We start from the raw sequence: 23,466 nt of genomic DNA, 5'->3' as shown, positions 1-23,466 counted from the left end.
ACTGTTGTGGCAGCGCCACGCAGTGCGGTGCCGGTTGGAAATAGACCCCACACCGTGTGCACGATGGCTATTTTTATCCGCCAAATGGCTGGTAGGCGACACCGTTGGCGATCAGTTGCGCTACCGCCGTGTAGTTCTCGTTGCTCTCGCTGAACATGCCCAGCATCGTGGCCACGTCGACCATCTTGCTGTCGAGGGCCGCCAGCCAGTAGTCGTAGCCGGCCTTCTCCGGTGCGCGGTCCAGGATGTTGGTGTACATCCGGGTCACGATCTCGGCATGGGTCGGCGCGGCCCCGTACAGGTCGATGAATTCCTTCGAGCGTACGAAACCGCCGGCGATGTCGGTCAGCGTGCTGCCGCCATCCATCCTGGAGATCCAGAATCCCAGGCCGGCCTCGTCGGCGGGGCGGTCGAAGGCGGCGCGGTAGATGCGGTAGGCCTGGCCGGCGATGCCCGTGGCACCGGTATCGAGGGCGATGGCGCCGTCGGAGAAGGCCAGGCGTTCGATGTCGAACAGGCGGTCCTTGCCTTCATTGAAACCGGGCTGCAGGTCGGACACGACGATGTCCTGCGGATCCTGGGAGTTTTGCACCACGCGCTGTACCGCGTACTGGCTGCGCGTGCCGCTGAACACCGCGGTATCGATGCCGATTCCGCCATCGAGCACGTCGTAGCCGGCGCCTCCGACGAGCACGTCGTTGCCGGCGCCGCCGCGCAGCGTGTCCTCGTACACGGTGCCGGCCAGCATGTCCGCGCCGTCGCGCCCCTGGGTGCTCAGCCCGAAGCTGCCGCCCTGGGGATCGAAGTCCAGTACGATGTTTTCTCTCGTCAGCGCCGTTTTGGCGACATCGCGCAGGACCAGCACGTCCTGGAAAGAGGAGCTGCCGTCCCTGGTCACGCGAACCTGCAGCACGGTGTCGGCGCCACGTTGCACGAACTGCAGGCTGCCGCCCGGTGCGAACGGGTTGCCGGACGGGATCGCGACCAACTGGTCGACGCGGAGCAGGTCGCCCTCGGCGCCGGCGGCGAAATCGGTGATCGTCACCGTTGCACCCGGCACGGCGGTGGAAAGGGTGTATCCGTCGCGTCCCGCGCCGCCGGTCAGCTGCAGGGGGGCCGTCGAGGTGGCGTCCAGCGATACGAAGAAGCCATCGTGGCCCTCGCCGCCATCGAAGCGGCCAGCGCCCGCGATGAACAGCAGGTCGTCGCCGGCCTCACCGAACACCTGGGCGCTGCCGCTCGCGCCGGTGTGGATCTGGTCGTTGCCTTCGCCGCCGCGCAAGATGTTATTGCCGAGACGGTCTTCCATCGTGTCGTTTCCAGGACCGCCAAGCAGCTCGTCGTCGCCCGCTTCGCCGTTCAGGACGTCGTTGCCGGCGCCGCCCTCGAGGCGGTCGTTGCCGTCGCCGGCGAACAGGAAATCATTGCCGGCGTCGCCGAACAGCTGGTCGGCGCCGCCATTGCCGCGCAGGGTATCGTCGCCGTCGCCGCCGCGCAGGATGTCGTCGAGCGCGGCGCCGGCCAGTACGTCACCCGCGGCGGTTCCGGTCAGGGTCAGGCCGGGAGAGCCGCCGCCGGGCGACTCGGTCCCGGGACGCGCACTGTCGGTGAAATTGGCGGCAGTAAAGTCGGCCACGCGCCGGTTCTCGACCACCACCCGGGTTGCCCAGGCCTGGGCGCCGGCAGCGCCGTCCGCGTCGACCTGCAGCAGCACGTGGCTGCCGTCCTGCACCAGGCGCGCGTGGCCGAGTGCACCGAAGGGATTGTCGCTGCGGTTGCCGTTGTAGAAGGAATACACGTCCAGCACGTCGCCGCCGGCGCCGGTCTGGAAGTCGGTAATCGTGAGCAGCGGCCATTTGCTGCTGCCCCAGACGAACCCGTAGGTGTCGCTGCCGGCGCCGCCGCTTGCCTGCACGGGGCGGCCATCGACGCCCAGGGAGCGGACGGTCAGCCGGTCGTTGCCGTCGCCCAGCTCTACCACGAGCGGCGCCCCGTTGTTGGTGCTGCCGCTGGCGTCGACCGTCACTTCATCGTCGCCAAGGCCACCCAGCACGGTCTTGACCGCGCTGCCGGCAATCAGGCGGTCCTTGCCGTCGCCGCCGTCGAGCGTGGTCCCGGCCGGGCGGTCCGTCTGCGGCCGGGTGGCGTCCAGCAGATCGTCGCCGGCGCCGCCGCTCAGGTAGTCGTCGCCCCACTCGTCCTTCAAGGTGTCGTTGCCGGCGCCGCCCTCGAGCCGGTCATTGCCGTCGCGGCCTTCCAGCAGGTCGTCGCCCGCGTCCCCGTACAGCAGGTCGTCGCCGGCGCCGCCGATGAGCCAGTCGTTGCCGGCGCCGCCGCGCAGCGTATCCTGGCCGTCGCCGCCGTCGATCTCGTCGCCGGCGCCCGGCACGCTCTCATCGCCCCCAGACAGCAGGTCGTTGCCGGCCCCGCCATCGATGCGGTCGGCGCCGTCGCCGCCGTCGATGGTGTCGTCCAGCGCGCCGCCCGTGAGAATGTCGGCGCCCGGGGTGCTGGCCAGGTTCAGGCCCCTGGTGCCGCCGTGCGGATCGTATCCGCCCAGGAAGTTGGCGGCCGACAGCGAGGCAAGCGACAAGTTGGCAAGGGTGATGGCCAGCCTGGCTTCCTCGGGGCCGGCGGCGCCGTCACGGTCGACATGGATGGTGACATCGGTGCCTTGCTGCACCGCCTTCAGGTCACCGGCCGCGAACGGATTGCCCTTGAATCCCGAGGTCAGCAGTTTGCGCAGGTCGAGCTGGTCGGCCGCGCTGAAATCCAGGATCGTGAGCGCCGCCCCTTGCGAGAAGTAACCGAGTTCGAAGATGTCGGCGCCTTCGCCGCCGCTGGCGATCACGTCGACCGGTTGCGAAGCCCTCGCGATGACGATGGTGTCGTTGCCGGCATCGCCGGACAGGATGACGGTATGCCTGGCGCCTGCGCCGCCAGAGTAATCAAGGGTCAGGGTATCGTTGCCGGCGCCGCCGTACAGGCGGTCGTTGCCGCGCCCGCCGCTGGACAGGCTGTCGTTGCCGGCGCCGCCTTCGAGCAGGGCGTTGCCCGAGCTGCCGGCCTGCAGCGTGTCGTTGCCCTCCCCGCCGCGCAGGATGTCATCACCGCCGCCACTGCTGAGCGCGTCGTCGCCGTCACCGCCCTCGAGCAGGTCGTGGCCTTCGCCGCCGGAGAGAATGTCGTCGCCGCCGAATCCGCGCAGGGTGTCGTCGAAGCGGGTGCCGTTCAAGGTGTCGGCGCCGGCCGAGCCATCCAGTGCCAGGCCCACGGTGCCGCCGAGCGGATTGGAATAGTCGACGAAATTGGCCTGGACCAGTTGCGCAGGCGCCACGCCAGCCAGCGTCAGCACGGTGACATACGTGCCGGTGATGGCGTGGCGCATCTGGAGCAGGGTGTCGGCGCCGTCGGCGAGCAGGCGGACGCTGCCGTCATCGAAGGGATTGCGCGCAGAATTAAGGGCGACGATCGAGCTCAGGTCGATCAGGTCACCGCCAGCGCCCGGGGTGAAATCCGTAATGCTGACCTCGGGGAGGGTGGCGCTGCCGCCGACCGGAATGAAGGTATCGGTATCGGCGCCGCCAGATACCGTGGTTTTTCCGGTCTGCAGAGCGGACAGGCTCAGGGTGATCCGGTCCTTGCCGTCGCCGCCGCTGACGTGGGTCGGCCCGCTGGTCCGCACGCGATAGTCGACCTTGATGATATCGTCGCCCGTGCCACCAAGGTACTCGTTGCCGGCATAACCGCGGATCCAGTCGTTACCGCTGCCGCCGTCGAAGATGCCGCCGGTGGAGGTGATGGTGTCGGCGTCGGCGAAATCGTTGAACAGTCGGTCGTTACCTGCACCGCCGAGTAGCGTATTTGCGCCTCCTCCTCCGTACAGCTCGTCGTCGCCGTCACCGCCGTCCAGCAAGTCGTCGCCCTCGTCGCCTTCCAGGTGGTCATCGCCGTTCTCGCCGTACAGTCGGTCGTTCCCCTTGTTACCGTGGAGCTCGTCGTCACCGTCGCCACCCCACAGGCCATCGTTGCCGTCGCCGCCGAATATCTGCTCCTGTGACCCGCTTCCGCCCTCGTTGCTCCCGCCATGCAACAGGTCGTCGCCGCCATAGCCGTATATCGTGTCGAAACCGCCGCCGCCATTGATGGTATCGGCCAGGTCGCTGCCGTGGAGGATGTCGGCATCGGCCGTGCCGGTCAGGTTCAGCGCGACCGGGCTGACGTACAGGAAGCCCCTGACGAACGGAGCGCCGCCGTTGGCAAGGTTGCCGGACAGGTCGGCAACGGCGCCGGCGCTGAACAGGACCTCGTAGTACTTGCCGTAGGCTAGTGATTGCGGCAACTGGATGCCAATGCTGGCTCCCGAATGACTAACGGCGGGATTGCCCACCAGCGCGATCGTCGCGACCTGCTGGCCATTGCTGCTGAAGGTCAGGCTGGCGTCGCCTGCCAGCTTGATGGTTTCGCTGAAGGTGTAGCTCAGCACCCCGTTCACGGCCTTACCGCTCTCCATCGATATGACCAGCGTGGGGGCGGTGGTGTCGGCCGTGTCGGCGGCGCTGCCCGACATCGATCCGGTTTGCAGACGCGGGGACGGGCGGGCAGGAAGGCGCATGGCTCGATGTTCAAGATGTAAAGCGCCAAATATGGATGAGTTGACAGTGACTGTCTACAGGGTATGCATAACTTATGCGGGGCGGATCGCCTTCCCTTGCGTGCGCGGTTTGCTATGCTAGCGGCTTCGCCGGACGGTGCAGTGCCGCCCGCATCCCATGTCATCAAGGAGTACAACGATGGTCTCGCTGCAGGAGCAGTTGCTGAAAGCCGGCCTGGTGGACAAGAAAAAGGTCCAGAAGGTCAACCAGGACAAGAGCAAACAACAAAAGATCGAGCGCCGCACCGGCCAGGAATCGGTCAACGAATCGCGCGAGGCCGCGCTGGAAATGCAGCGCAAGAATGCCGAGCGGGCGCGCGAACTGAACGCTCAGCGCGATGCCGCGGCCGCCGAGAAGGCAGTGAAGGCGCAAATCGCCCAACTGGTCGAAGTGAACCGCCAGCCGCGCGGCAAGAATGGCAAGGGCGACATCGCCTACAACTTCACGCACGGCAGCAAGATCGAGCGTATCTACGTGTCGGAACAGGTGCGGCAGCACCTGGTGGCGGGACGGCTGGTGATCGTGTTCCTGAAGGGGAACTACGAGCTGGTGCCGAAGGTCATCGGCGAGAAGATCGCCGAGCGCGACCCGGGCAGCGTCATTCAGGTCAAGCAGAACAGTAACGCGGTCGATGCGGACGATCCTTACGCCGATTTCAAGATTCCTGACGATTTCACTTGGTAAATAAGCATTCAGTACCTTATTCAAGCCTGTGAATCGCTATTGAACAGCTATCTTTGACGATATTGAGTTACACTTGCGATGTCTCGCATTTGTAGCGAGAAGTGTCCTTGATAACTGGTTCAATGGCGGTTCATATGAATGACAGAATGGATGAAGTGCAGGGCGCGCAGCGCGAAGTGAGCTACCGCAGTGGCGTCGCGGCACGTCTGGCTGGCTTGCCGGTGGAAACCCTGCGCGTGTGGGAACGGCGCTATGCGCTCTCCGATACCCAGCGCTCGGCCCACGGGCAGCGTTTGTACACGGCCGAGCAGGTGCGGCGCCTGGGCCTGCTGAAACAGCTGGTCGACCTGGGCCACCCGATCGGCGTGCTGACCGGGCTGCCGGTCGAGCGGCTCGAAGAGATGCTGGCGCCGAACGCGGCGCGCGCGGCCGAAGTCAGCGGCCCGATGCGCGTGCTGGTGGTCGGCGACAGCCTGGTGCGCCGTATTGCCGCGAGCGGCCGCGACGGGCGTGCCCTGCAGGTGCAGCGCCATTGCGCCCGGCTGGACCAGGTATCGTCGGTCGCGGACGGCAAGGCGTTGGACGTGTTGCTGATCGAATCCTCGGAGCTCGACGAGGCCGCGGTGGCGCAGGTGGTGGCGGCGCGCAGCGCCGCGCGTGCGCAAGCGACCGTGGTGCTGTACCGCTTCTGCGGCAGCGCCACCATCCGCACGCTGCGCGCCCAGGGTTGCCTGGTGGCGCGCGTGCCGGCCGAGATCGGCGAGCTGGTGCTGCTGTGCCGTTCGGCGCTGGCGGGGCAGGGGCTGCCCGTCCTTGACGAGCCGGGTGACAAGGTGGCGCCGCGCCGCTTCGACGACCGCGCGCTGGCGGCCATTACGGCGGCCGGCAACCGCCTGTCCTGCGAATGCCCGCGCCACCTGTCGGAGATCCTCATGATGGTCTCCAGCTTCGAACGCTACAGCGCACAGTGCGCCTCGCGCAACCAGGAAGATGCGCGCCTGCACCACGAGCTCGAGCTGGCCTCGGGCCGTGCGCGCATGGTGCTGGAAGCGGCGATGGAAAAGCTGGCGCTGGCCGAAGGACTGCCCATGCCTGGCAAGGCCGACTGAATCCTGGCGTGCGTGGGAGGGCGGGGATCCGTGTTCCAATACGGATCCCGGTTCAAAGGAGCCCAGCATGACAGACACGTTCAAAGCCGGCGACAAGGTGCAATGGCAGTCGTCGCAAGGCACGGTGCACGGCACGGTCAAGAAGAAACTCACCTCCCCCACCGAGATCAAGGGCCACCACGTGGCCGCCTCCCGCGAGCACCCGGAATACCTGGTGGTCAGCGACAAGACCGGCGCCGAGGCGGCCCACAAGGCGGACGCGCTCAAGAAGACCTGAGGCTGGCGACGTCCGCGCCGTCGATGTAGATGGCCCGGAAGTCGTTCACATTGGTCAGCGTCGGGCCGCATACCACCGCATCGCCCAGCGCCCCGAAGAAGCCGTGGCCGTCGTTATCGGCCAGGCTGGCCCGCGCGCGGATGCCCTGCGCGTAGGCGCGGGCCAAACTGTCCGGGGCCAGCAGCGCGCCGGCGATCTCCTCCTGTCCATCCACGCCGTCGGTGTCGCAGGCGATCGCATGCACGCCAGGAAGGCCGTCGAGCGCCACCCCGAGCGACAGCAGTAACTCGACATTGCGTCCGCCGCGGCCGCCGCCGCGCACCGTGACCGTGGTTTCGCCGCCCGACAGCAGGATGCAGGGCGGCGCGAACGGCTGGCCGCGCGTGGCCACCTGCCGTGCGATCCCGGCCATGACGATGCCGACGTAGCGCGCTTCGCCTTCGATGCTGTCGCCGAGAATATGCGCCGGCACCCCGGCCTCGTGGGCCACCGCGGCTGCCGCCTCCAAGGCCATCTGCGGTGCGGTGACCAGTCGGATCTCGTGACCGGCAAGGCGCGGGTCCCCCGGCTTGACCGACTCGCCGCTGCCGCTTTCCAGCACCGCGCGCACATGCGGCGGCACCGCGATGCGGTAGCGCTCCAGCACGGCCAGCGCATCGGCGCAGGTGCTCGGGTCGGCGCAGGTCGGGCCGCTGGCGATATCGACCGGATCGTCGCCCGGCACGTCCGAAATCAGCAGGCTCACCACCCGCGCCGGGTGGCAGGCGGCAGCCAGCCGGCCACCCTTGATGCCTGACAGGTGGCGCCGGACGCAGTTCATCTCCTTGATGCTGGCGCCGCTGGCCAGCAGCGCGGCGTTCAGGCGCTGCTTGTCGGCCAGGTCGAGCCCGGGCGCGGGCAGGGGCAGCAGCGCCGAGCCGCCGCCCGAGATCAGGCAGATCACCAGGTCGTCCGGGCCCAGGCCGGCCACCAGGTCGAGCATGCGGCGGGCCGCTTCCAGGCCGGCGCTGTCGGGCACCGGATGGGCTGCCTCGACGATCTCGATGCGCTCGCACGGCACCGCATAGCCGTAGCGGGTGACGACCAGGCCGGTAAGTTCGCCCGGCCAGTGCTGTTCGAGCACGCGTGCCATCTCGGCCGACGCCTTGCCGGCGCCGACCACCAGGGTGCGGCCGCGTGGCGGCGCCGGTAAGTGCTGCGGCAGGCACAGTGACGGCTGGGCGGCCGCCACCGCCGCATCAAACATGGCGCGCAGCAGCGCGCGCGGAGCGGTGGCCGGCTTCATTGCGGCACCGTGCCGCCGATGTCGAAGTTGGCCATGATCTCCAGCGCGCGCACCAGGGCCGAGTGGTCCCAGGCCTTGCCGCCATTGGCCGCGCAGGTGCTGAAGAGCTGCTGGGTGGTGGCGGTGTTCGGCAGCGACAGGCCCATTTCGCGTGCGCTGGACAGCGCCAGGTTCAGGTCTTTCTGGTGCAGCTCGATGCGGAAGCCCGGATCGAAGGTGCGCTTGACCATGCGGTCGCCATGCACTTCCAGCACGCGCGAGGCGGCGAAGCCTCCCATCAGCGCCTGGCGCACCTTGCCGGCGTCGGCCCCCATGCGCGAGGCGAACAGCAGCGCTTCGCCGACCGCTTCGATATTCAGCGCCACGATGATCTGGTTGGCGACCTTGGTGGTCTGGCCGTCGCCGTTGCCGCCGACCAGGGTGATGTTCTTGCCCATCAGGTCGAACAGCGGCTTGACCCGGTCGAACGCCTCCTGCGAGCCGCCGACCATGATGGTCAGGCTGGCCGCACGCGCTCCGACTTCGCCGCCCGAGACCGGCGCATCGAGATAGTCGCAATCGAGTGCGTTGATGCGTGCGGCGAACTTCTTGGTCTCGATCGGCGAGATCGAGCTCATGTCGACCACGATCTTGCCGGCCGAGAGTCCCTCGGCCACGCCGTCCTGGTCGAACAGCACGGCCGCCACGTGCGGCGTGTCCGGCACCATGACGATGACGATGTCGGCCTGCTGCGCCACTTCGCGTCCCGAGCCGCAGGCGTGCGCGCCTTTCGCGGTGAGTTCCTCCGGCAGCGGTTTGACATCGTGCAGGAACAGCTCATGGCCGCCTTGCAGGAGGTGTCCCGCCATGGGGGTGCCCATGATGCCCAGGCCGATGAATCCGATTTTGCTCATGTTGACTCCTTCGATTGAATAGTAGCGAGATGCGGTGTTAAGCGGCGTTCTTGAATTTGGCAGCCAGCTGTTCGGCGCCGCGTGCGAGGATGCCCGCATCGCTGCCGACGGCGACGAAGCTGGCGCCGACTTCGATCCAGTGGCGTGCCAGTCGTTCGTCGCCGGCCAGGATGCCGGCCGGTTTGCCGCAGGCACGGATGCGGCGGATGGCGTCGTCGATGGCTGCCACCACCTCGGGGTGGCCGATCTGGCCGATGAAGCCCATCGAAGCGGCCATGTCGCCGGGACCGATGAACAGGCCGTCCACGCCGTCGACTGCGGCGATGGTTTCGATGTTGGCCAGTGCCACCGGACTTTCGATCTGCACTAGCAGGCACAACTGGTCTTCACATGCTTGCGGATAGTCCTTGATCCGGCCAAAGTCCGAGGCTCGCGCCGCTGCGGCATAGCCACGCACGCCCAGTGGGGGATAGCGGGTGGCGGCCACCGCCTGGCGCGCTTCCTCGGCATTCTCGACAAAAGGAATCAGGAGCGTCTGCACGCCGATGTCAAGGTAGCGCTTGATGTTGACAGTATCGTTCCAGACCGGCCGCACGATCGGATGGGTGGTGCCGCGCGCGATCGCCTGTAACTGGCAATGCACCATCGGCAGCTCGTTCGGCGAGTGTTCCGTGTCCAGCAGCAGCCAGTCGAAGCCGGCGTTGGCCAGCAGTTCGACGGTTACATGGCTGGACAGGCCGGACCACAGGCCCAGTTGCATCTCGCCCTGGCGCAGCTTGTTCTTGAAATGATTGCTCGGCACCTGCATGTCTTCCTCCTGTTGTGGCCTTCAAGGCCGGTGGGTGGGATGCGGCAAATTATAGACTAAGTCATATGACGTCATACAACCTAATGCGCAACTAAACTTCAGTCAAATCTCTTTCTACGTCGTCTTACGCGCGCTTGTAAGCGAGTTTCAGATGCTATTGAAGCAGAGATTGAATCGAAAACATAACATGTTTTCGCAAGTTGTCATACAACTTAACGTAAATACTTGGATGGGTTCTGCTATTTTTCCAACAGTGCAGCCATCGTAAAGATTGAAGGTAGGCAGTTTTAAAAGTCATTGCGCAAGATATACTTTCGGCATCTTATTTCAAGAACTGCGTGATGCCGAACTTGCTGCCCGACGGTCTCTATGACCAACTGCTCACGCACGAGCTATCGGAACAAATTGCACATCATCGTGCTGACCAGCTGACGCTTGGCTTTCTGGGGCCGCAGGCAGCGCCGCAGAAGCTAATCGATGCCTTATCCGAACAACTCGGCAAGGTTCTGCAAGACATACCGATAGACCTTGACGATCATGAGGAGCAGGCCGGCCGCCAGGCACGTGTTGACGCGCAGCTTGAGCTCATCAATGGATTGCTGACCAGCCTGCGTAAACAAATGGATCAGCGCTATCCGGACGGCGACCATGCTGACAAGATCCGACTGCTGACCAGCCCTGCGCGACATCTGACATCCATCCACCGCGAGCGGCTAGCGCCTGCCTTGCCGGATACTGGCGTGGCGACACCCTGGCTGTTTGCCGCGTCAAAATCATCGCCGTCGCTGCTGAATGAGTTGCGCCACGAGTTGAGCAGTAGCGATCGCGTGGACATTCTGATGAGTTTCATCACGGTCTCGGGCGTGCGCAAGATTCGTGACATCCTGCAGAGCATTACCGCTGTGGGAGGGCAGGGGCAGTCCAAGACAAAGCTGCGGGTACTGACCACTACCTATATCGGCGCCACCGAAGCGCAGGCGCTGGATGAGTTGGCGCGACTGCCGGGTTGCGAGGTGCGAGTATCGCTCGACGGCCGCCGCACGCGGCTGCATGCGAAGGCATGGATTTTCGAACGCGACAGCGGGTTTGGTACAGTGTATGTCGGCAGCGCCAACCTGACCCAGGCCGCGATGGCCGGGGGACTGGAGTGGACGGCCAAATTTACCGAGCGCGGACAGGCAGAGATGTACACGCAGGCCCAGGCGCATTTTGAAACGCTTTGGCACGACAGCGAGTTCGTTCCCTACCACCCGGACAGCGAAGGCCATCGTGCCGCACTTGACGGGGCGATTGCACGCGAGCGCGGCACCTACAAGGATGACAGCACGCCGCAGGTACTGAGCTTTTTCGATCTGCAGCCGAAAAACTACCAACGCGAAATGCTGGAGCAGCTCCAAACTGAACGCGAGCACGGCCGCAAGCGCAATCTGGTAGTGGCAGCCACCGGGACCGGCAAGACCGTGATCGCGGCATTCGACTATCAGCGTAGCTGCGCCCAACTGGGCGGCCGCCCGCGTTTGCTGTTCATTGCGCATCGAGTTGAGATCTTGCGGCAGGCAGTACGCACTTATCGGGAAGTGCTGCGGGATCCCAGCTTTGGACAGCAACTGGCGGGCGGCATCACGCTGGAAGGTCCGGATCACCTGTTCGTGACGATCGACAGCCTGCACACGCAGGATCTCGTCAGCCGGTATGGCGAAGATTATTGGCATACGGTTGTGTTCGACGAGTGCCACCGTATGGCCGCCGCCAGCTTCGACAAGGTAGCGACACGCATCCAGCCAGAGATCTTGTTGGGATTGACCGCGACACCGGAACGCAGCGACGGCAAGCCTATTCTCAAGTATTTTGACAGCCGTCCCGACGGTAGTCCGGCAGTAGAAATGCGTCTGTGGCATGCGCTCGATTTGCAATTGCTGGCGCCGTTTGAGTATTTTGCCTGCGATGACGATACCGACCTGCGTGAGGTTCCATGGAATCGGGCCGATGAGCACAGGGCATTAGATAAACTCTTTACGGGCAACCATTTCCGCGCTCGTCTGATCGTGAACGAATGGCACCGCTTGTGCGCCAATCCACGTGACAGCCGGGCTATCGCGTTCTGTGTGAGCGTCGATCATGCACGTTTCATGACAGAGCAATTTATCTCTGCCGGTCTGCCGGCGATTTGCCTGACCGGACAATCGAGCCGTGAGGAACGCGAGTCTGCTCCGCGCAAGCTAGATAGTGGCGAGGTCTGCGTGTTGGTGACGGTGGATCTCTACAACGAAGGCGTTGACCTGCCGATGGTCGATACCTTGTTGATGCTGCGGCCGACCCAAAGCCCGGTGCTTTTCCAGCAGCAGATTGGCCGTGGACTGCGACTGTTCAAGGGCAAGGAAAGCTGCCTGGTCCTCGACTTTGTCGGCCAGCACCAGAAGGAATTCCGTTTCGATCATTTACTCGGTCAGTTGACGGGGCTGAGCCGGCGTGAGCTGCTGGACGGGGTGGAGAATGGTTTCAGCCGGCTGCCGACAGGCTGTTACCTGCAGCTGCAAAAGCGCACGCGCGACCAGGTGCTGGCCAGCCTGCGCAATCTCATCCAGCAAAACTGGCGTCGCCTGGTTCGCGAGTTGCAAACCTTTGTCAGTTTGCATGGCCGCAATCATCTCAGCCTGCCCCGTTTTCTGCACGAGCAAGCGCTGAGCGTGGCCGAGGTGTATCGCAGTTCTGGCCGGAGCGGATGGACGGCGCTCCAGCGTTCTGCTGAACTGCTGGTGGGGCACGAGGGCCCGGAAGAGGAATACTTCGGACGCCGCTTCAGCGCGCTGCTGCACATCGATGACCCGGAGCAGATTGCGTTGATGCAGGCGCTGGCGCTTCCAGGCCCGGAAAAGCTGCAGGAAGACCCGCGTAGTGCGCTACGCCTGCAGATGCTGGCCTACCAGGTCGACGGGACTGCCAGCCGCGTAGGAAGCGGGGCTGATTTTCTGAAGCGTCTGCAGCAGAATCCGTGCAGCCTGAGCGAATTGGCAGAATTGGCCCAGGTGCTGGAAGTGAATGCCCTGGCGCGTGGGACGCCAATCCCTGGCATGGAGGATGTGCCGCTTTGCTTGCATGCACATTATCGGATTAGCGAAATCCTGACAGCGGTTGGCTACCTGACTGCGGAGAAGCGGCCGCGCTTTGGTGAGGGTGTTCTAAGGCTCAAGGAGCGCAAGACCGAGCTGCTATTCGTCACGCTCGACAAGCGCAGCGGTTATCACGATGCGATTTCTTACCATGACTACGCACTCAGCCACGACTTGTTCCATTGGCAGACGCAGAATAGCTGTAGCCCGGACAGTGTTAGCGGCCAGCGATATTTGCAAAGCGTGGGAGCGCAGAGCAATGGCTGGCAGTTCCAGCTATTCGTACGTTGCGACAATGATGGCGCTTACCTGGCTTGCGGCCCCGTCATTCTGAACGGCGCGCACGGGTCTCGTCCGATGAATATCACCTGGGGATTGGAAAAAGCATTGCCGGCTGCCGCATTTGCCCAATTCAGCATTTTACGTGCGGCTTGAAGCAAACAATGCCATCGAAAAAAGACCCACCCTGCAAATACGCTCAGATCACGCCCTGGGCCAGCATGGCATCGGCGACTTTCACGAACCCGGCAATGTTCGCCCCGTCCACGTAACTGATGCTGCCGTCGGCGCGCGTTCCGTACTTCAGGCAAGCCGAATGGATGCCCTTCATGATCTGCAACAGGCGGGCGTCGACTTCTTCGCTTGGCCAGGACAGGCGTTCCGCATTCTGGCTCATCTCCAGGCCGGAGGTGGCGACACCGCCGGCATTGCTGGCCTTGCCGGGAGCGTACAGCACGCCCGCGGCCTCGAAGGCTTTCGCGGCCTCGATGGTCGAAGGCATGTTGGCTCCTTCGGCCACGCACAGCACGCCGTTGCGGATCAGGAGGACGGCGTCGTCGGCGTCCAGCTCGTTCTGGGTGGCGCATGGCAGCGCCACGTCGACCGGCACGTGCCACGGGCGCACGCCGGCTTCGAAGCGGCTGCCGGTGCGTTCGGCGTAGTCGCTGACGCGCCCATACAGGTGGTTCTTCACCTCCATCAGGATGGCCAGCTTCTCGGCCGTGAATCCCTCGGTATCGATCACCGTGCCGCTCGAATCGGACACCGTGACCACCCTGGCGCCCAGGGACATCGCCTTTTGCACGGCATACTGCGCCACATTGCCCGAGCCGGACACGCTCACACGCAGGCCCTCGAACGAACGGCCGCGCGTCCGCAGCATTTCTTCGGCAAAGTACACGGTACCGTAGCCGGTGGCTTCCGGCCGCATCAGGGAACCGCCGAAGCTCAGGCCCTTGCCGGTAAACACGCAATCGGCCCGATTGCTGAGCTTTTTCATCATGCCGGCCATGTAGCCGACTTCGCGCGCGCCGACGCCGATGTCGCCTGCCGGAACGTCGGTGTCGGAACCGACATGACGGAACAGCTCACTAACAAAAGCCTGGCAGAAGCGCATGACCTCGCCCGGACTCCTGCCCTTCGGGTCGAAGTCGGAGCCGCCCTTGCCTCCACCCATGGGCAGGGTGGTCAGTGCATTCTTGAACGTTTGTTCGAAGGCGAGAAATTTCAGCACCGACAAGGTAACGGAGGGGTGGAAGCGCAAGCCACCTTTATAGGGGCCGATCGCCATACTATGCTGGATCCGGTAGCCGCGATTGACCTGGACCTGTCCGCTGTCGTCCACCCACGAGACGCGGAACATCACCACGCGCTCGGGCTCGACGAGGCGGTCGAGCAGGCCCTGCTCGGCATACCTGGGGTGCTGTTCGATGAACGGCCACAGGCTTTCCATGACTTCGGTGACCGCCTGCAAAAATTCACCCTGGCCGGGATTGCGGTCGGCAACGTGCTGCAAGAACGCATGTACAGATTGGTATTTCATGGTGAATCCTAAAATCGAAGAATGTCGAGATTCCGGCAACTCGCCACAACGCCGGTTGTCGACGCCAATGGGGAGCAGGGCGGGCGTCACCTTGTGGGATCGGCGTCGCCGTATTGAAAGGGTGGAATTGCTACCCGAAGACAGAAACGCCAAGCTCATGGGTTGGCGTCTCGATTGAATTGTTTTCTAAGAACGATGTTAGCAGAAGCACCGGTGGTGAGCGGATACTGGCTCAGATGGTTTTTCCAGTGGTAAGCTATTCATGTTGTCACTTCCACCCTGAAGGATTCTTATGAAACCGCTGTTCTCCTCCGACGACGAAGCGAACGCAGCATCCACGGCCCCTGCAACGCCGGCGTTTCCGCCCTTGCTGAATCCCGCCCCGACGCCGGACATGCTGCCGGCAGCGCGTCCGGAGGCGAGCGCGGCCCCGCTGGTGCGGGTCGACATCTCCGGTATCGACGACAAGGCCATCGAAGCCCTGGGCAGTTCCACCGGCGCCGGCGTGGCGAAGGTGTCGGCCAAGCTGCTCGGCACCGTGCGGGCGTCGGATGCGGACGTGTTCGGCACGCAGCTGAACGAACTGATTGCCACTTCCAAGGGCCTGGACCCGGCCAAGCTCCGCTCGGGCGGCCTGCTGTCGCGGGTCACGAACATGTTCGGGTCGGTCAAGGAAAAGATGCTGTCGCAGTACCAGGTGGTCGAATCGCGCATGGACACCCTGGTCACCGAAATGACGCGCCATGCCAACGTGCACCGGGGACGCATCCAGGATTTCGACGAGATGTACAAGGGCCTGGAACTGTACTACCAGGGCCTGGATGCCGACGTGAAGAAGGGCGAGGCCTGGGCGGACAAGCTGCGCCAGGCGGTCGCGCAACAGGGGGCGGCGGCCAATGCCTTCGAGGCGCAGCAGGCGACCGAGCTCAAGCGCCGTCTCGAGCGTCTCGAAAAACGCATCGACGACCTGAAGCGCGCCATGCTGATGGCCACCCAGATGGTGCCGCAAATCCGCCTGTCGCAAGACAATGCACGCGCGCTGACGGATACGTTTACCGATATCGTCAACGTCTCGATTCCGGCCTGGCGCAACGTGTTCTCGCTCTACCTGCTGCAACTGGAGGCCAAGCAGAGCGCGGCGGTCGCCAATGCGGCCTACGACGCCACCGACGCGGCCTTCCGCGCCCAGGCCGACATGTTGCTGGAGAATACCGAGACCGTGGCCCGCGCCAAGCAGCGCTCCCTGGTCAGCCTGGAAACCGCCCAGCACGTGCAGACGCAGCTGATCACCGCTTTCGACAAGCTCGAGCAAATCTCGAACGAAGGGCAGCAGCGCCGCAAGGACGAACTGCCGAAACTGCAGGAACTGGAGCGCGAACTGATTGCGCGGTTTTCGGCCAACGGGTCGCCAGGCGCAGTGTAATCGCGCGAACATACCATTTTTACCTTGGAAGGAAAGTCTATGTCGACGACGCTTGCAACCGGTCACCGCATTAACCTCGAAAAAACCGCCCCGGGCTTGAAGCGCGTGCGTATCGGCCTCGGATGGAAGGTCAACGCGGCCGACGGCCAGCCCTTCGACCTCGACTCGTCGGTATTCCTGTGCAAGCATAATGCGGACGGCCACCCGGTCATGCTCAGCAACGCCCACTTCGTCTATTACAACCACACCACCTCGCCGGACGGCGCCGTGGTGCACTCGGGTGACAACCGCACGGGCGACAAGGATGGGGACGACGAAGTCATTACTGTCGACCTCGGCAAGGTCGAGGCGGATATCGTGGAAATGCCGATCGTGGTCACCATTCACGAAGCCGAGGCGCGCAAGCAGACCTTCGGCCGTGTCAATGACGCCTACGTCAAGGTGTACAACGACGAGACCGGCGAAACGCTGGCCGAATACGACCTCGACGAAGACTATTCGGACAAGACCGCGCTGCAGTTCGGCTCGCTGTACCGCAAGGATGGCGAGTGGCGCTTCCAGGCCGTCGGCGCCGGCTTCAAGCTGAACCTGGCGACCTTCATCCGTAAGCTCGGCGGCACCGTCTGAGAGGCGCCGCGCGATGGCTCCCGGCACCGAGTAGCCAATGACACACCAGACGCCCAAGGCATTCGACTTCGGCGGGGAGCCCGATCCCGATCCGGTGCAGCGCCCGGCTGTGCCGCAGGCGCTCGACTTCAGCGACCTTCCTCCGGCCCCGGCAGCGTCCAGCATGACCGCCAAAACCGTGACGAAAGCCTTGTTCGAGAGCGATGACCATCCCGCGGTACGCGATGCCCTCGAGAGCACCAGGGCCGACTACCCGGAACTGTTCGCGCAGGCCGAGCAGCGCCTGGCCGCGCTGTTTCGCCGCCTCTTGCCGGTCAGGCTGTCGCTGGTCACGGAGTGGGCGGAAGGGCCCTTGATGGAGCAGGCCGCGCTGCTCCAGCCGATTACTGAGCTGGTGCTGAAGTTCGCGCAAATGGCAGTGCCCGCACTGCTGGACGCTGCGCTCGCGAGCACCAGGCCCCCAAGCGGTGTGCTCGGAAAGCTGTTCCGCCGTCCGGCATCGCCTGCCGAGTACAAGCCGGCGCTGACCTCGAGCCGTGCGCAGCTCCTGCAACTGATGGCGGACAGCGAGGCCGCCGTGCGCAATATGGAAGCGTCGGCGCAGAACCTGAGCTTGCACGGGGCAGCGCTCGCCGTGGCGTCGAAGCTTGTCGGCGGCGCGGCGGACGCGGCCTTGCTGGACGCGCTCGTGCAGCGCCGCACGCTGATCCAGCAGGCGGTTCGCCAGGCAGAGCTGTCGATACTGCAGATGGGGCAGGTGCGCCAGCAAGCTGCCGACCTGATCGGCCAGGTGTCGTCCTTCCTGACGGTTACCTTGCCTGCGCTCGAGATGGCGCAGGCGCAGGGCGGTAATTAAGGAAGGCTTGCCACGCGTGCGGGCTGGGGATTCCGTCGGGATGCCACCAGTCCCGCGCCACCAGCGACCAGCAGCAGCAAGGTAGCCGGCACCGGTACGCCGGCCGGCGGGTTCACCTCGTCTGCCGTGCCCTGCACGCCGACGGTGAAGCCGTTCCAGTACTCGCCTGTCATGCTGCGCCACGTCAGTGCGTCGAATTCGCCGGTAAAGCGGATGGCGCCGTGTGGCTCGCCACTGCCGATCAGCCGGTATTCGACGTTGCCGCCGCCAAGATCGACCACCTGCTTGGACACGCTGCCGCAGCCCCAGTAGCCGCAGCTGTTGTTGCCGGGCTCGGCGGCGCCGAGCCCGGCGCCGTAACTGAGGATCTCGAAATCCTGGTTCAGGAAGGCATAGCCGTTGCCGTTCAGGCTGACGAAAGCGAAGACCGGATTGGCGACCGTCTGCGAGAAGCTCAGCGTCTGGTTACCTGCGTACGTCAGCCCGATGATATCGGTGCCGGTAGGCGGATTGTCGACCTGGCCGCTGGTGAAAGGCGAGTTCCCTGCCGGCGTGCGTGGACCCCAGTAGTCGTTGCCGCCACTGGGCTGGTAGAAGCCGACGCCCGCGGCATTGGTGTAGGTAACGCCGAGGGTCGTGGTCGGGGTGGTGATGCTGCCGTTGCCGGTGAATCCGGTGCCGGGGTCGGTGTCGTTACCGGTCCAGTCGGTCCAGTAAACCGGAGCGGCATTGGCTGCGCCGGCAGCCACCAGCAGGATCAGCGGGGCGATTGCGCGAAACAGTAAAGCAGGACGTTTTTTTGTGGTCATGTTAGCTCCTCGAAGTTTTAGACTGCCGAAGTAATATTCGGTATCGAACGCCGAGCAACCTTTATGCCATCATCTCAAGTGATTGATTTTTATAGAAAAGCTGAGGGAGTGCCTGACGAAGCGTCAATTTTTTCGACAGGCGAATGCACTTGGTTGCGCCCTGCGTTCTTGGCGGCATACACGGATGCGTCGGCAACGGCGAGCAGGTCAACCACGGTCTGGTCAGGTGCTAATGTAGCGACGCCAATGGATACCGTCACGGCGACCTTCGGGGTCTGCAGAAGGGGAGACTGCGCCACACCCAGGCGTAAACGCTCAGCCACTTCGCGCGCTTTTTCCAGCGTTGTCCTGGGCAGGACTACGACAAACTCCTCACCGCCGAAACGCGCACACACATCGCCGGGACGCAGGTACTCGCGCACCCGCTGGGCGAAAGCACGCAAGACATCGTCGCCGATCATGTGGCCGAATCGGTCGTTGATGGTCTTGAAGAAGTCGATGTCGAGCATCAGGATGGAAAAGGATTTGCCGCTGGACGCGTAGAGCTCCGCTTGCTGTTTGAGGAGTTCGTCCAGTGCCCGGCGGTTGCCTTGCCCTGTCAGCGCATCGGTGGCGGCGTCCAGTGCCACCTTTTGCAGCGCCACATGCAGCCGCTCGGCGAGCAGGGCATTGGCACGCTGCAGTCGGATGCCTTCAAGCAGGCGCTTGGCAATCTCGCGGGTGTAATAGGTGATGATGACGATGAAAACGCTGATGCCGGCTGCATAATCCATTGCACCCTCATCGCCGGCCACACGCCACAACAAGCCTGTGACCGAGAACGCCCAGATCGTGCCGATTTGTCGATAATACGCCGATACATAGGTTCCATATACCTGCGCATTGACCGCAATAACACCACACAACAGTGCCATGAGCGTCGCGTCCAGGATAGGGTCGTGGCCTATGAGAAACCAGGCCGTGAGACCCCAGGCAAAGCCGTCCAGACCGGCGATCCAGTGAATGCGCGTGCGATGACGCTCAAAGCGTGAGCCTTCGCCAATGATGATCTGCAAGGCCCACAGGCTGCCCGCCCACACGACAGCCGCCGTACCCAGCCAGAGCGCAATCGAGGTTCGAGGGACGATGTCCCAGCAAAACCAGACGGTAAGCACCCAGCCGGCAGGCGTGGTCGTCAGTGCGCGACGCAGCGCAAGCACGCACTCCGAAAAACCTGTCGCACGTGCAAGAGTTTGGTCAGTAACACTGACAGGCAGAGGCAGACTCATGCCAGCAAAGCGCGATGGTCTGGGCAGCTTCGAAATTGTGCGCGAAGCATTAAATGTGGCCCTGGGGAAATTAAATCGAAGTGGAGAGCTTATCGTAAAAACTGGTCATCATCAACGCAGTACTGCTGGAAACCGCATGGAAAGCGGGGTGCTGTTAAAATTTGCGACAGTCTTCCGAACCTCATTGCAGGAGTACAGATATCCTAGGTTTTCTCGTCAGGGCCGCGATCCGCAGGCCCAAGCTCACGTTCGTTGTTGCCTTATGCTTGCTGGCAACCTTGGCCAGCACGATGACCTACACGGGTTTCCTTGTCATTGGCGTGTTGGCCGATCATCTCGGCACGAGCCGGGTAGTGGCGGGCTTGCTGCTTGCTGCTTTGTTGGCAAGGTTTCCCTGGATACGCAACGGCAGGCCGCGCATTGTCGGTCTGTTACCGGGGCCTGTGCGCCGCCCATTCATCGTGAGCTTGCTCGCACTCTGCTTGTTGAGCCTGCTTTCGCGCGGCGACTACGTGCCCGCACTGTTCGCAGGTTTCACCACGGCGTTTGTTCTTTTCTTCCCCTGGTTGAGGCGGACCGTATTCGATCGGCTGTTTTCGTCGGTCTTCAAATTCAGCCCTGGCCGGAGCGCGCGTAACAGCGCTGACGACGGGGTGATCGAAGGTGAGTTCAGAGAGAGGAAAGAGTAGGGGCGCGATCGCCGGGACAACAACGCCAACCTGCAGGGGTTGGCGTTTTAAAGCGAAGCGCCAGGGCGCAATAATTCCGGCAATTCGTTGACGCGTGGTGTAATCTGGTTATTGCAACACAGTCGTCAACTGTCAGAATTGGGAGGTCATATGCCCTGCGTTGATCATGACTACAGGAACTGCCCCGCCTATATCGAACTGCGCAATGGCGAGCAATGCAAACAGACTGGATGCCAGCGCAGGAAGGCAGCTTTTCAGACTTCCCCAGCCTTGTTCGAACACGAGAACAATGATTTGGACAGCCTTGTGATTCCAGGTAAAACCGGCGGCAGGGAGGGAACGATCTGACATTCCTGGCGGCCCGGGCGGAATCGAAGCACCGATGCAGGATGTTCAATCCGCTGCGCGATGACCTGCCGTGAGCGCCTTGGCGGCATACATCGCCTGATCCGCGTGCGACATGAGGTTCTGCCGATTGTCGCCATGTTCAGGATATTGCGCGATGCCGACGCTGACGGATACCTGCAGTTGGCGGCCTTCGCCAAGGTCGACTGGCAGCGCCATTGCCAGATGGATCTTTTCCATGACCAGCACCGCGTCCGAGGGTAGGGCGATACTTTCCAGCAGGACGACGAACTCGTCACCGCCCAGGCGCGCCAGCGTGTCGGTGTCGCGCAGGCAGGAAGTGATGCGGGACGCAACTTGCTGCAGCAAGCGGTCACCGGATGCGTGACCGTATTGATCGTTGACTTGCTTGAACCGGTCCAGGTCGATGAACAGCAGGGACAGCCCCGTTTGCTGGCGTCGGGCGCGGGCGAGGGCGGCGTCGAGCCGGTCATGGAACAGGCGCCGATTGGGCAGGCGGGTCAGTTCGTCGTGCATGGCCATAAAATGTATTTGTGCATGCATCCGCTTGCGCTGGATGGCGGCGGCGAGCTGGTCCGCCACGAACGACAGCAAGTCGCGGTCGCTCACCGTGCAGCAGGCGCCGTCGGTCCTGCCGCGCAGCGCAATGACGCCTACCATGCCCCGGGAAGTCGTCATCGGGACCGCCAGCGCACCTCCCTCCAGGCTGTGCGCCATCGCCTGCAATGGCGCAGGCAGGACTTCGGTAGTGCCGCGCTCCAGCAGCAGCGGCGCAGCGCGCTGCACCACTTCCTCGCACAGCAGCCGCAGCAAGGACGCATGGGGCGGCGCGCTGTCGTCCTCGTAATACGCGAAATGCAAGTGCCGATCAGGCGTGTCGAACAGGGCGACGCCGAAACCCGAGGCGGGCAGCAGCTCGCCGATGATCGTGCGGCTGCGCTTGAACAGGTCTGGCAGGTCATCGCTTGCATGGGCTGCCTCGGAGATGGCGTAGAGCACCGCCTGCATGGCCTGGGCTTGCTTCAGGGCCGTGACATCGCGGGCGACCGCCACACGCAGCCGATCGGCCGCGGACCAACGGGCCGACCACATGATATGGACGATGCTGCCGTCCTTGCGCAGGTACCGGTTCTCGAAATTGATATGGGATCGGCCGTTCATGACGTCCTGCGCCGCGGCCAGCGTACGCGCGCGGTCGGCGGGGGCGACCAGATCGATCATGCGCTTGCCAATCATTTCTTGGGGGGTATAGCCGAAGATGCGCTCGCTGGCGGCACTGACGAATACAAAGTATCCGTCAGCGTCAACCATGCAGATCGCGTCAAGCAGCAGGTCAGTCAAGCTGGCAATCGGGGCACCGATCTTATGTTCCATGGGCACATCTTGCCATATCCCATTGAACTTTTCTTGGGTGAATACTGCCGATCCCGGTGCGAATAACACATGGAGAGCGGACACGTGCACTTCACGTTATGGAAACAAAAAGCCAACCAGCATGGGCTGGCGTCCTGGAAACGATATGCTTGGTGACCCGGGGCGAAATCGACGTATGCCAATGCGCTCGGATTGTTCGGCGGCGCTGATGTCTTGCGTCCTGGATCGTTGTCGATACGTTCGGAAATTTCCCCGACCGCAACCTGACGTTGAATAGCACTAACGCAACAGTGGACATCGAAGGTGCAGTGGTGCCGGAACCAGGAACAATCGCGTTGCTGGGCTTGGGCTTGGCCGGATTGATCTCGCGCCGTCGTAGGAAAGAGTAGGGCATTACCGAGCACATTGGGGGCGAACGAGGCGGCAGGGCTCTCGCCTGTCTCAGGTTTCGGGCCCCATCTAGACCGTAAATAATGCGCTACCCGCACTCAATGCCGTTCAGCTGAGGCTGACCGGCACTTTTTTTGCGCAAAGGGAGGACGAGGTGGCAACCGTGTGCCGTAGGAAAAGAGACCGACACGAGGATCCAGACCCCAAAAACAAAAACACCAACCTGCATGGGTTGGCGTTCGATTCGACACTGTTCTTGGTGGCCCAGGGCGACATCGGGCCACCGACACAAGGATTTTCTATCCTTTGCGCCAACAAATGAGCCGCCGCTTTCCAGCCGCTGCTCACCTATCCGTTGCGCTCAATGCGGCAGTGGCGAGGTGACCGGGCTCAGCGCTGCGGGAATGGCATCGCACTGGAAGGCGTTGCCTGCGGCGCGCGTGTCCAACAAATCCCGGAAAGCTACGATGCGGCCGTCCTTGATCGTGAATATGTCTACCCAGTCGCTCTCGAAATTCAGACCGGTGGCTTTCACCGTCCACGCCCCATGGCCGAGCACCACGACCTTGTCTCCTTGGGCGATAAATTCGTTCACGGAAAATTCCCGCACTTCTAACAATTGTTGCTGCATCCGGAAGACTTCGGCGACCGATCCGCAGCCCCGGCGCTTGCCAGTGAAAGGAACGCCGGGAGTTTCTGGCAGTTCCCACTCGACTTGGTCATCCAGAAATGCGAGGAGCTGCTGTGTGTCGCCGCGCTTGTAGGCCTCGTAGGCCTGCCTGGTCAGTTCGATATTGCTCTGCTCATTCATGGCCGTCTCCTGTATTTGCAATTCTGAATTTCCAGTATGTCCTACGACGTCAGCTCGTCAAGGTGAATGTGCTAGTCCAGAAGAAGGGCTTGTGCGGACGTGTATCCATGGCAGACTAGGAAGCCGGGATGCCTGAATGCCATGGAAGGATCTCGCATGCGACCATTGCCCATACGCACAAGGGTTCCCGATCTACCTTGAGGAGTCCTG

18 protein-coding genes are annotated in these 23,466 nt (G+C 63.3%); 9 read left to right on the top strand and 9 right to left on the bottom strand.

Annotated features, from left to right (window positions below; translation table 11 throughout):
- Nucleotides 1–73 precede the first annotated feature (73 nt).
- A complete protein-coding gene (locus AC56LU_RS16835; RefSeq protein WP_497176763.1) occupies nt 74–4,615 on the bottom strand; it encodes a DUF4214 domain-containing protein in 4,542 nt (1,513 codons plus the stop codon).
- A gap of 178 nt (nt 4,616–4,793) precedes the next feature.
- Here AC56LU_RS16835 and AC56LU_RS16830 point away from each other — a divergent pair, with 178 nt between their 5' ends.
- The 3 genes from AC56LU_RS16830 to AC56LU_RS16820 all read left to right on the top strand — a co-directional run bounded on the left by AC56LU_RS16830 (nt 4,794) and on the right by AC56LU_RS16820 (nt 6,725).
- Entirely contained in the window at nt 4,794–5,339 is a 546-nt protein-coding gene (locus tag AC56LU_RS16830) for a DUF2058 domain-containing protein (protein ID WP_497176762.1), read from the top strand.
- Between the two features lie 134 nt (nt 5,340–5,473).
- The gene (locus tag AC56LU_RS16825) at nt 5,474–6,448 is read left to right on the top strand and encodes a MerR family transcriptional regulator (RefSeq protein ID WP_497176761.1); all 975 of its coding nucleotides are present in this window, start codon (nt 5,474–5,476) and stop codon (nt 6,446–6,448) included.
- 67 nt (nt 6,449–6,515) lie between these two features.
- Nucleotides 6,516–6,725: a hypervirulence associated TUDOR domain-containing protein gene (locus AC56LU_RS16820; RefSeq protein ID WP_497176760.1), complete on the top strand. Its 210-nt coding sequence runs from the start codon at nt 6,516–6,518 to the stop codon at nt 6,723–6,725.
- Here AC56LU_RS16820 and AC56LU_RS16815 read toward each other — a convergent pair.
- Genes AC56LU_RS16815 through AC56LU_RS16805 form a run of 3 tightly spaced genes read right to left on the bottom strand, consistent with a single transcriptional unit; the run spans nt 6,712 to nt 9,711 of the window.
- On the bottom strand, nt 6,712–8,010 hold the full coding sequence (locus AC56LU_RS16815; RefSeq protein ID WP_497176759.1) for a glycerate kinase type-2 family protein: 1,299 nt from the start codon (nt 8,008–8,010) through the stop codon (nt 6,712–6,714). The genes AC56LU_RS16820 and AC56LU_RS16815 overlap by 14 nt on opposite strands.
- On the bottom strand, nt 8,007–9,002 hold the full coding sequence (gene glxR / locus AC56LU_RS16810; RefSeq protein ID WP_497176758.1) for a 2-hydroxy-3-oxopropionate reductase: 996 nt from the start codon (nt 9,000–9,002) through the stop codon (nt 8,007–8,009). Before glxR ends, AC56LU_RS16815 begins: the two co-directional genes overlap by 4 nt.
- Nucleotides 8,941–9,711 (bottom strand): aldolase/citrate lyase family protein, encoded by a 771-nt coding sequence (locus AC56LU_RS16805; RefSeq protein WP_497176757.1) that lies wholly within the window; start codon nt 9,709–9,711, stop codon nt 8,941–8,943. Before AC56LU_RS16805 ends, glxR begins: the two co-directional genes overlap by 62 nt.
- Nucleotides 9,712–10,052: 341 nt before the next feature.
- Here AC56LU_RS16805 and AC56LU_RS16800 point away from each other — a divergent pair, with 341 nt between their 5' ends.
- Nucleotides 10,053–13,256: a DUF3427 domain-containing protein gene (locus tag AC56LU_RS16800; RefSeq protein WP_497176756.1), complete on the top strand. Its 3,204-nt coding sequence runs from the start codon at nt 10,053–10,055 to the stop codon at nt 13,254–13,256.
- Between the two features lie 43 nt (nt 13,257–13,299).
- Here the strand turns inward: AC56LU_RS16800 and gdhA are convergent, their stop codons facing one another.
- Nucleotides 13,300–14,643 (bottom strand): NADP-specific glutamate dehydrogenase, encoded by a 1,344-nt coding sequence (gene gdhA / locus AC56LU_RS16795; protein ID WP_497176755.1) that lies wholly within the window; start codon nt 14,641–14,643, stop codon nt 13,300–13,302.
- Nucleotides 14,644–14,935: 292 nt separating this feature from the next.
- Here gdhA and AC56LU_RS16790 point away from each other — a divergent pair, with 292 nt between their 5' ends.
- The 3 genes from AC56LU_RS16790 to AC56LU_RS16780 are packed head-to-tail and all read left to right on the top strand — an operon-like array spanning nt 14,936 to nt 17,549.
- A complete protein-coding gene (locus AC56LU_RS16790) occupies nt 14,936–16,066 on the top strand; it encodes a toxic anion resistance protein (protein WP_497176754.1) in 1,131 nt (376 codons plus the stop codon).
- 39 nt (nt 16,067–16,105) lie between these two features.
- Entirely contained in the window at nt 16,106–16,693 is a 588-nt protein-coding gene (locus tag AC56LU_RS16785; protein ID WP_497176753.1) for a TerD family protein, read from the top strand.
- A gap of 37 nt (nt 16,694–16,730) precedes the next feature.
- Nucleotides 16,731–17,549 (top strand): hypothetical protein, encoded by an 819-nt coding sequence (locus AC56LU_RS16780; protein ID WP_497176752.1) that lies wholly within the window; start codon nt 16,731–16,733, stop codon nt 17,547–17,549.
- Here AC56LU_RS16780 and AC56LU_RS16775 read toward each other — a convergent pair.
- On the bottom strand, nt 17,546–18,358 hold the full coding sequence (locus AC56LU_RS16775; protein WP_497176751.1) for a PEP-CTERM sorting domain-containing protein: 813 nt from the start codon (nt 18,356–18,358) through the stop codon (nt 17,546–17,548). The genes AC56LU_RS16780 and AC56LU_RS16775 overlap by 4 nt on opposite strands.
- An 89-nt stretch (nt 18,359–18,447) precedes the next feature.
- Complete coding sequence (locus AC56LU_RS16770) at nt 18,448–19,557, bottom strand: GGDEF domain-containing protein (RefSeq protein WP_497176750.1); 1,110 nt, start codon at nt 19,555–19,557, stop codon at nt 18,448–18,450.
- Between the two features lie 359 nt (nt 19,558–19,916).
- Here AC56LU_RS16770 and AC56LU_RS16765 point away from each other — a divergent pair, with 359 nt between their 5' ends.
- Nucleotides 19,917–20,315 (top strand): FxsA family protein, encoded by a 399-nt coding sequence (locus AC56LU_RS16765; RefSeq protein WP_497176749.1) that lies wholly within the window; start codon nt 19,917–19,919, stop codon nt 20,313–20,315.
- A gap of 393 nt (nt 20,316–20,708) precedes the next feature.
- On the opposite strand, the gene AC56LU_RS16760 is transcribed toward AC56LU_RS16765, so the two are convergent.
- Nucleotides 20,709–22,055 carry a sensor domain-containing protein gene (locus AC56LU_RS16760; protein WP_497176748.1) on the bottom strand — a complete coding sequence of 449 codons (1,347 nt, stop codon included), beginning with the start codon at nt 22,053–22,055 and terminating at the stop codon, nt 20,709–20,711.
- A gap of 290 nt (nt 22,056–22,345) precedes the next feature.
- On the opposite strand from AC56LU_RS16760, the gene AC56LU_RS16755 reads away from it, so the two are divergent.
- Nucleotides 22,346–22,444 (top strand): PEP-CTERM sorting domain-containing protein, encoded by a 99-nt coding sequence (locus tag AC56LU_RS16755; RefSeq protein ID WP_497176877.1) that lies wholly within the window; start codon nt 22,346–22,348, stop codon nt 22,442–22,444.
- 362 nt (nt 22,445–22,806) lie between these two features.
- Here AC56LU_RS16755 and AC56LU_RS16750 read toward each other — a convergent pair whose 3' ends face one another.
- Nucleotides 22,807–23,256, bottom strand: coding sequence for a nuclear transport factor 2 family protein (locus AC56LU_RS16750; protein ID WP_497176747.1), 450 nt, complete (start codon nt 23,254–23,256; stop codon nt 22,807–22,809).
- Nucleotides 23,257–23,466 lie beyond the last annotated feature (210 nt).

The organism is Telluria sp. PB2R4 (assembly GCF_059685695.1).
This window is presented reverse-complemented; position numbering and strand designations above follow the sequence as displayed.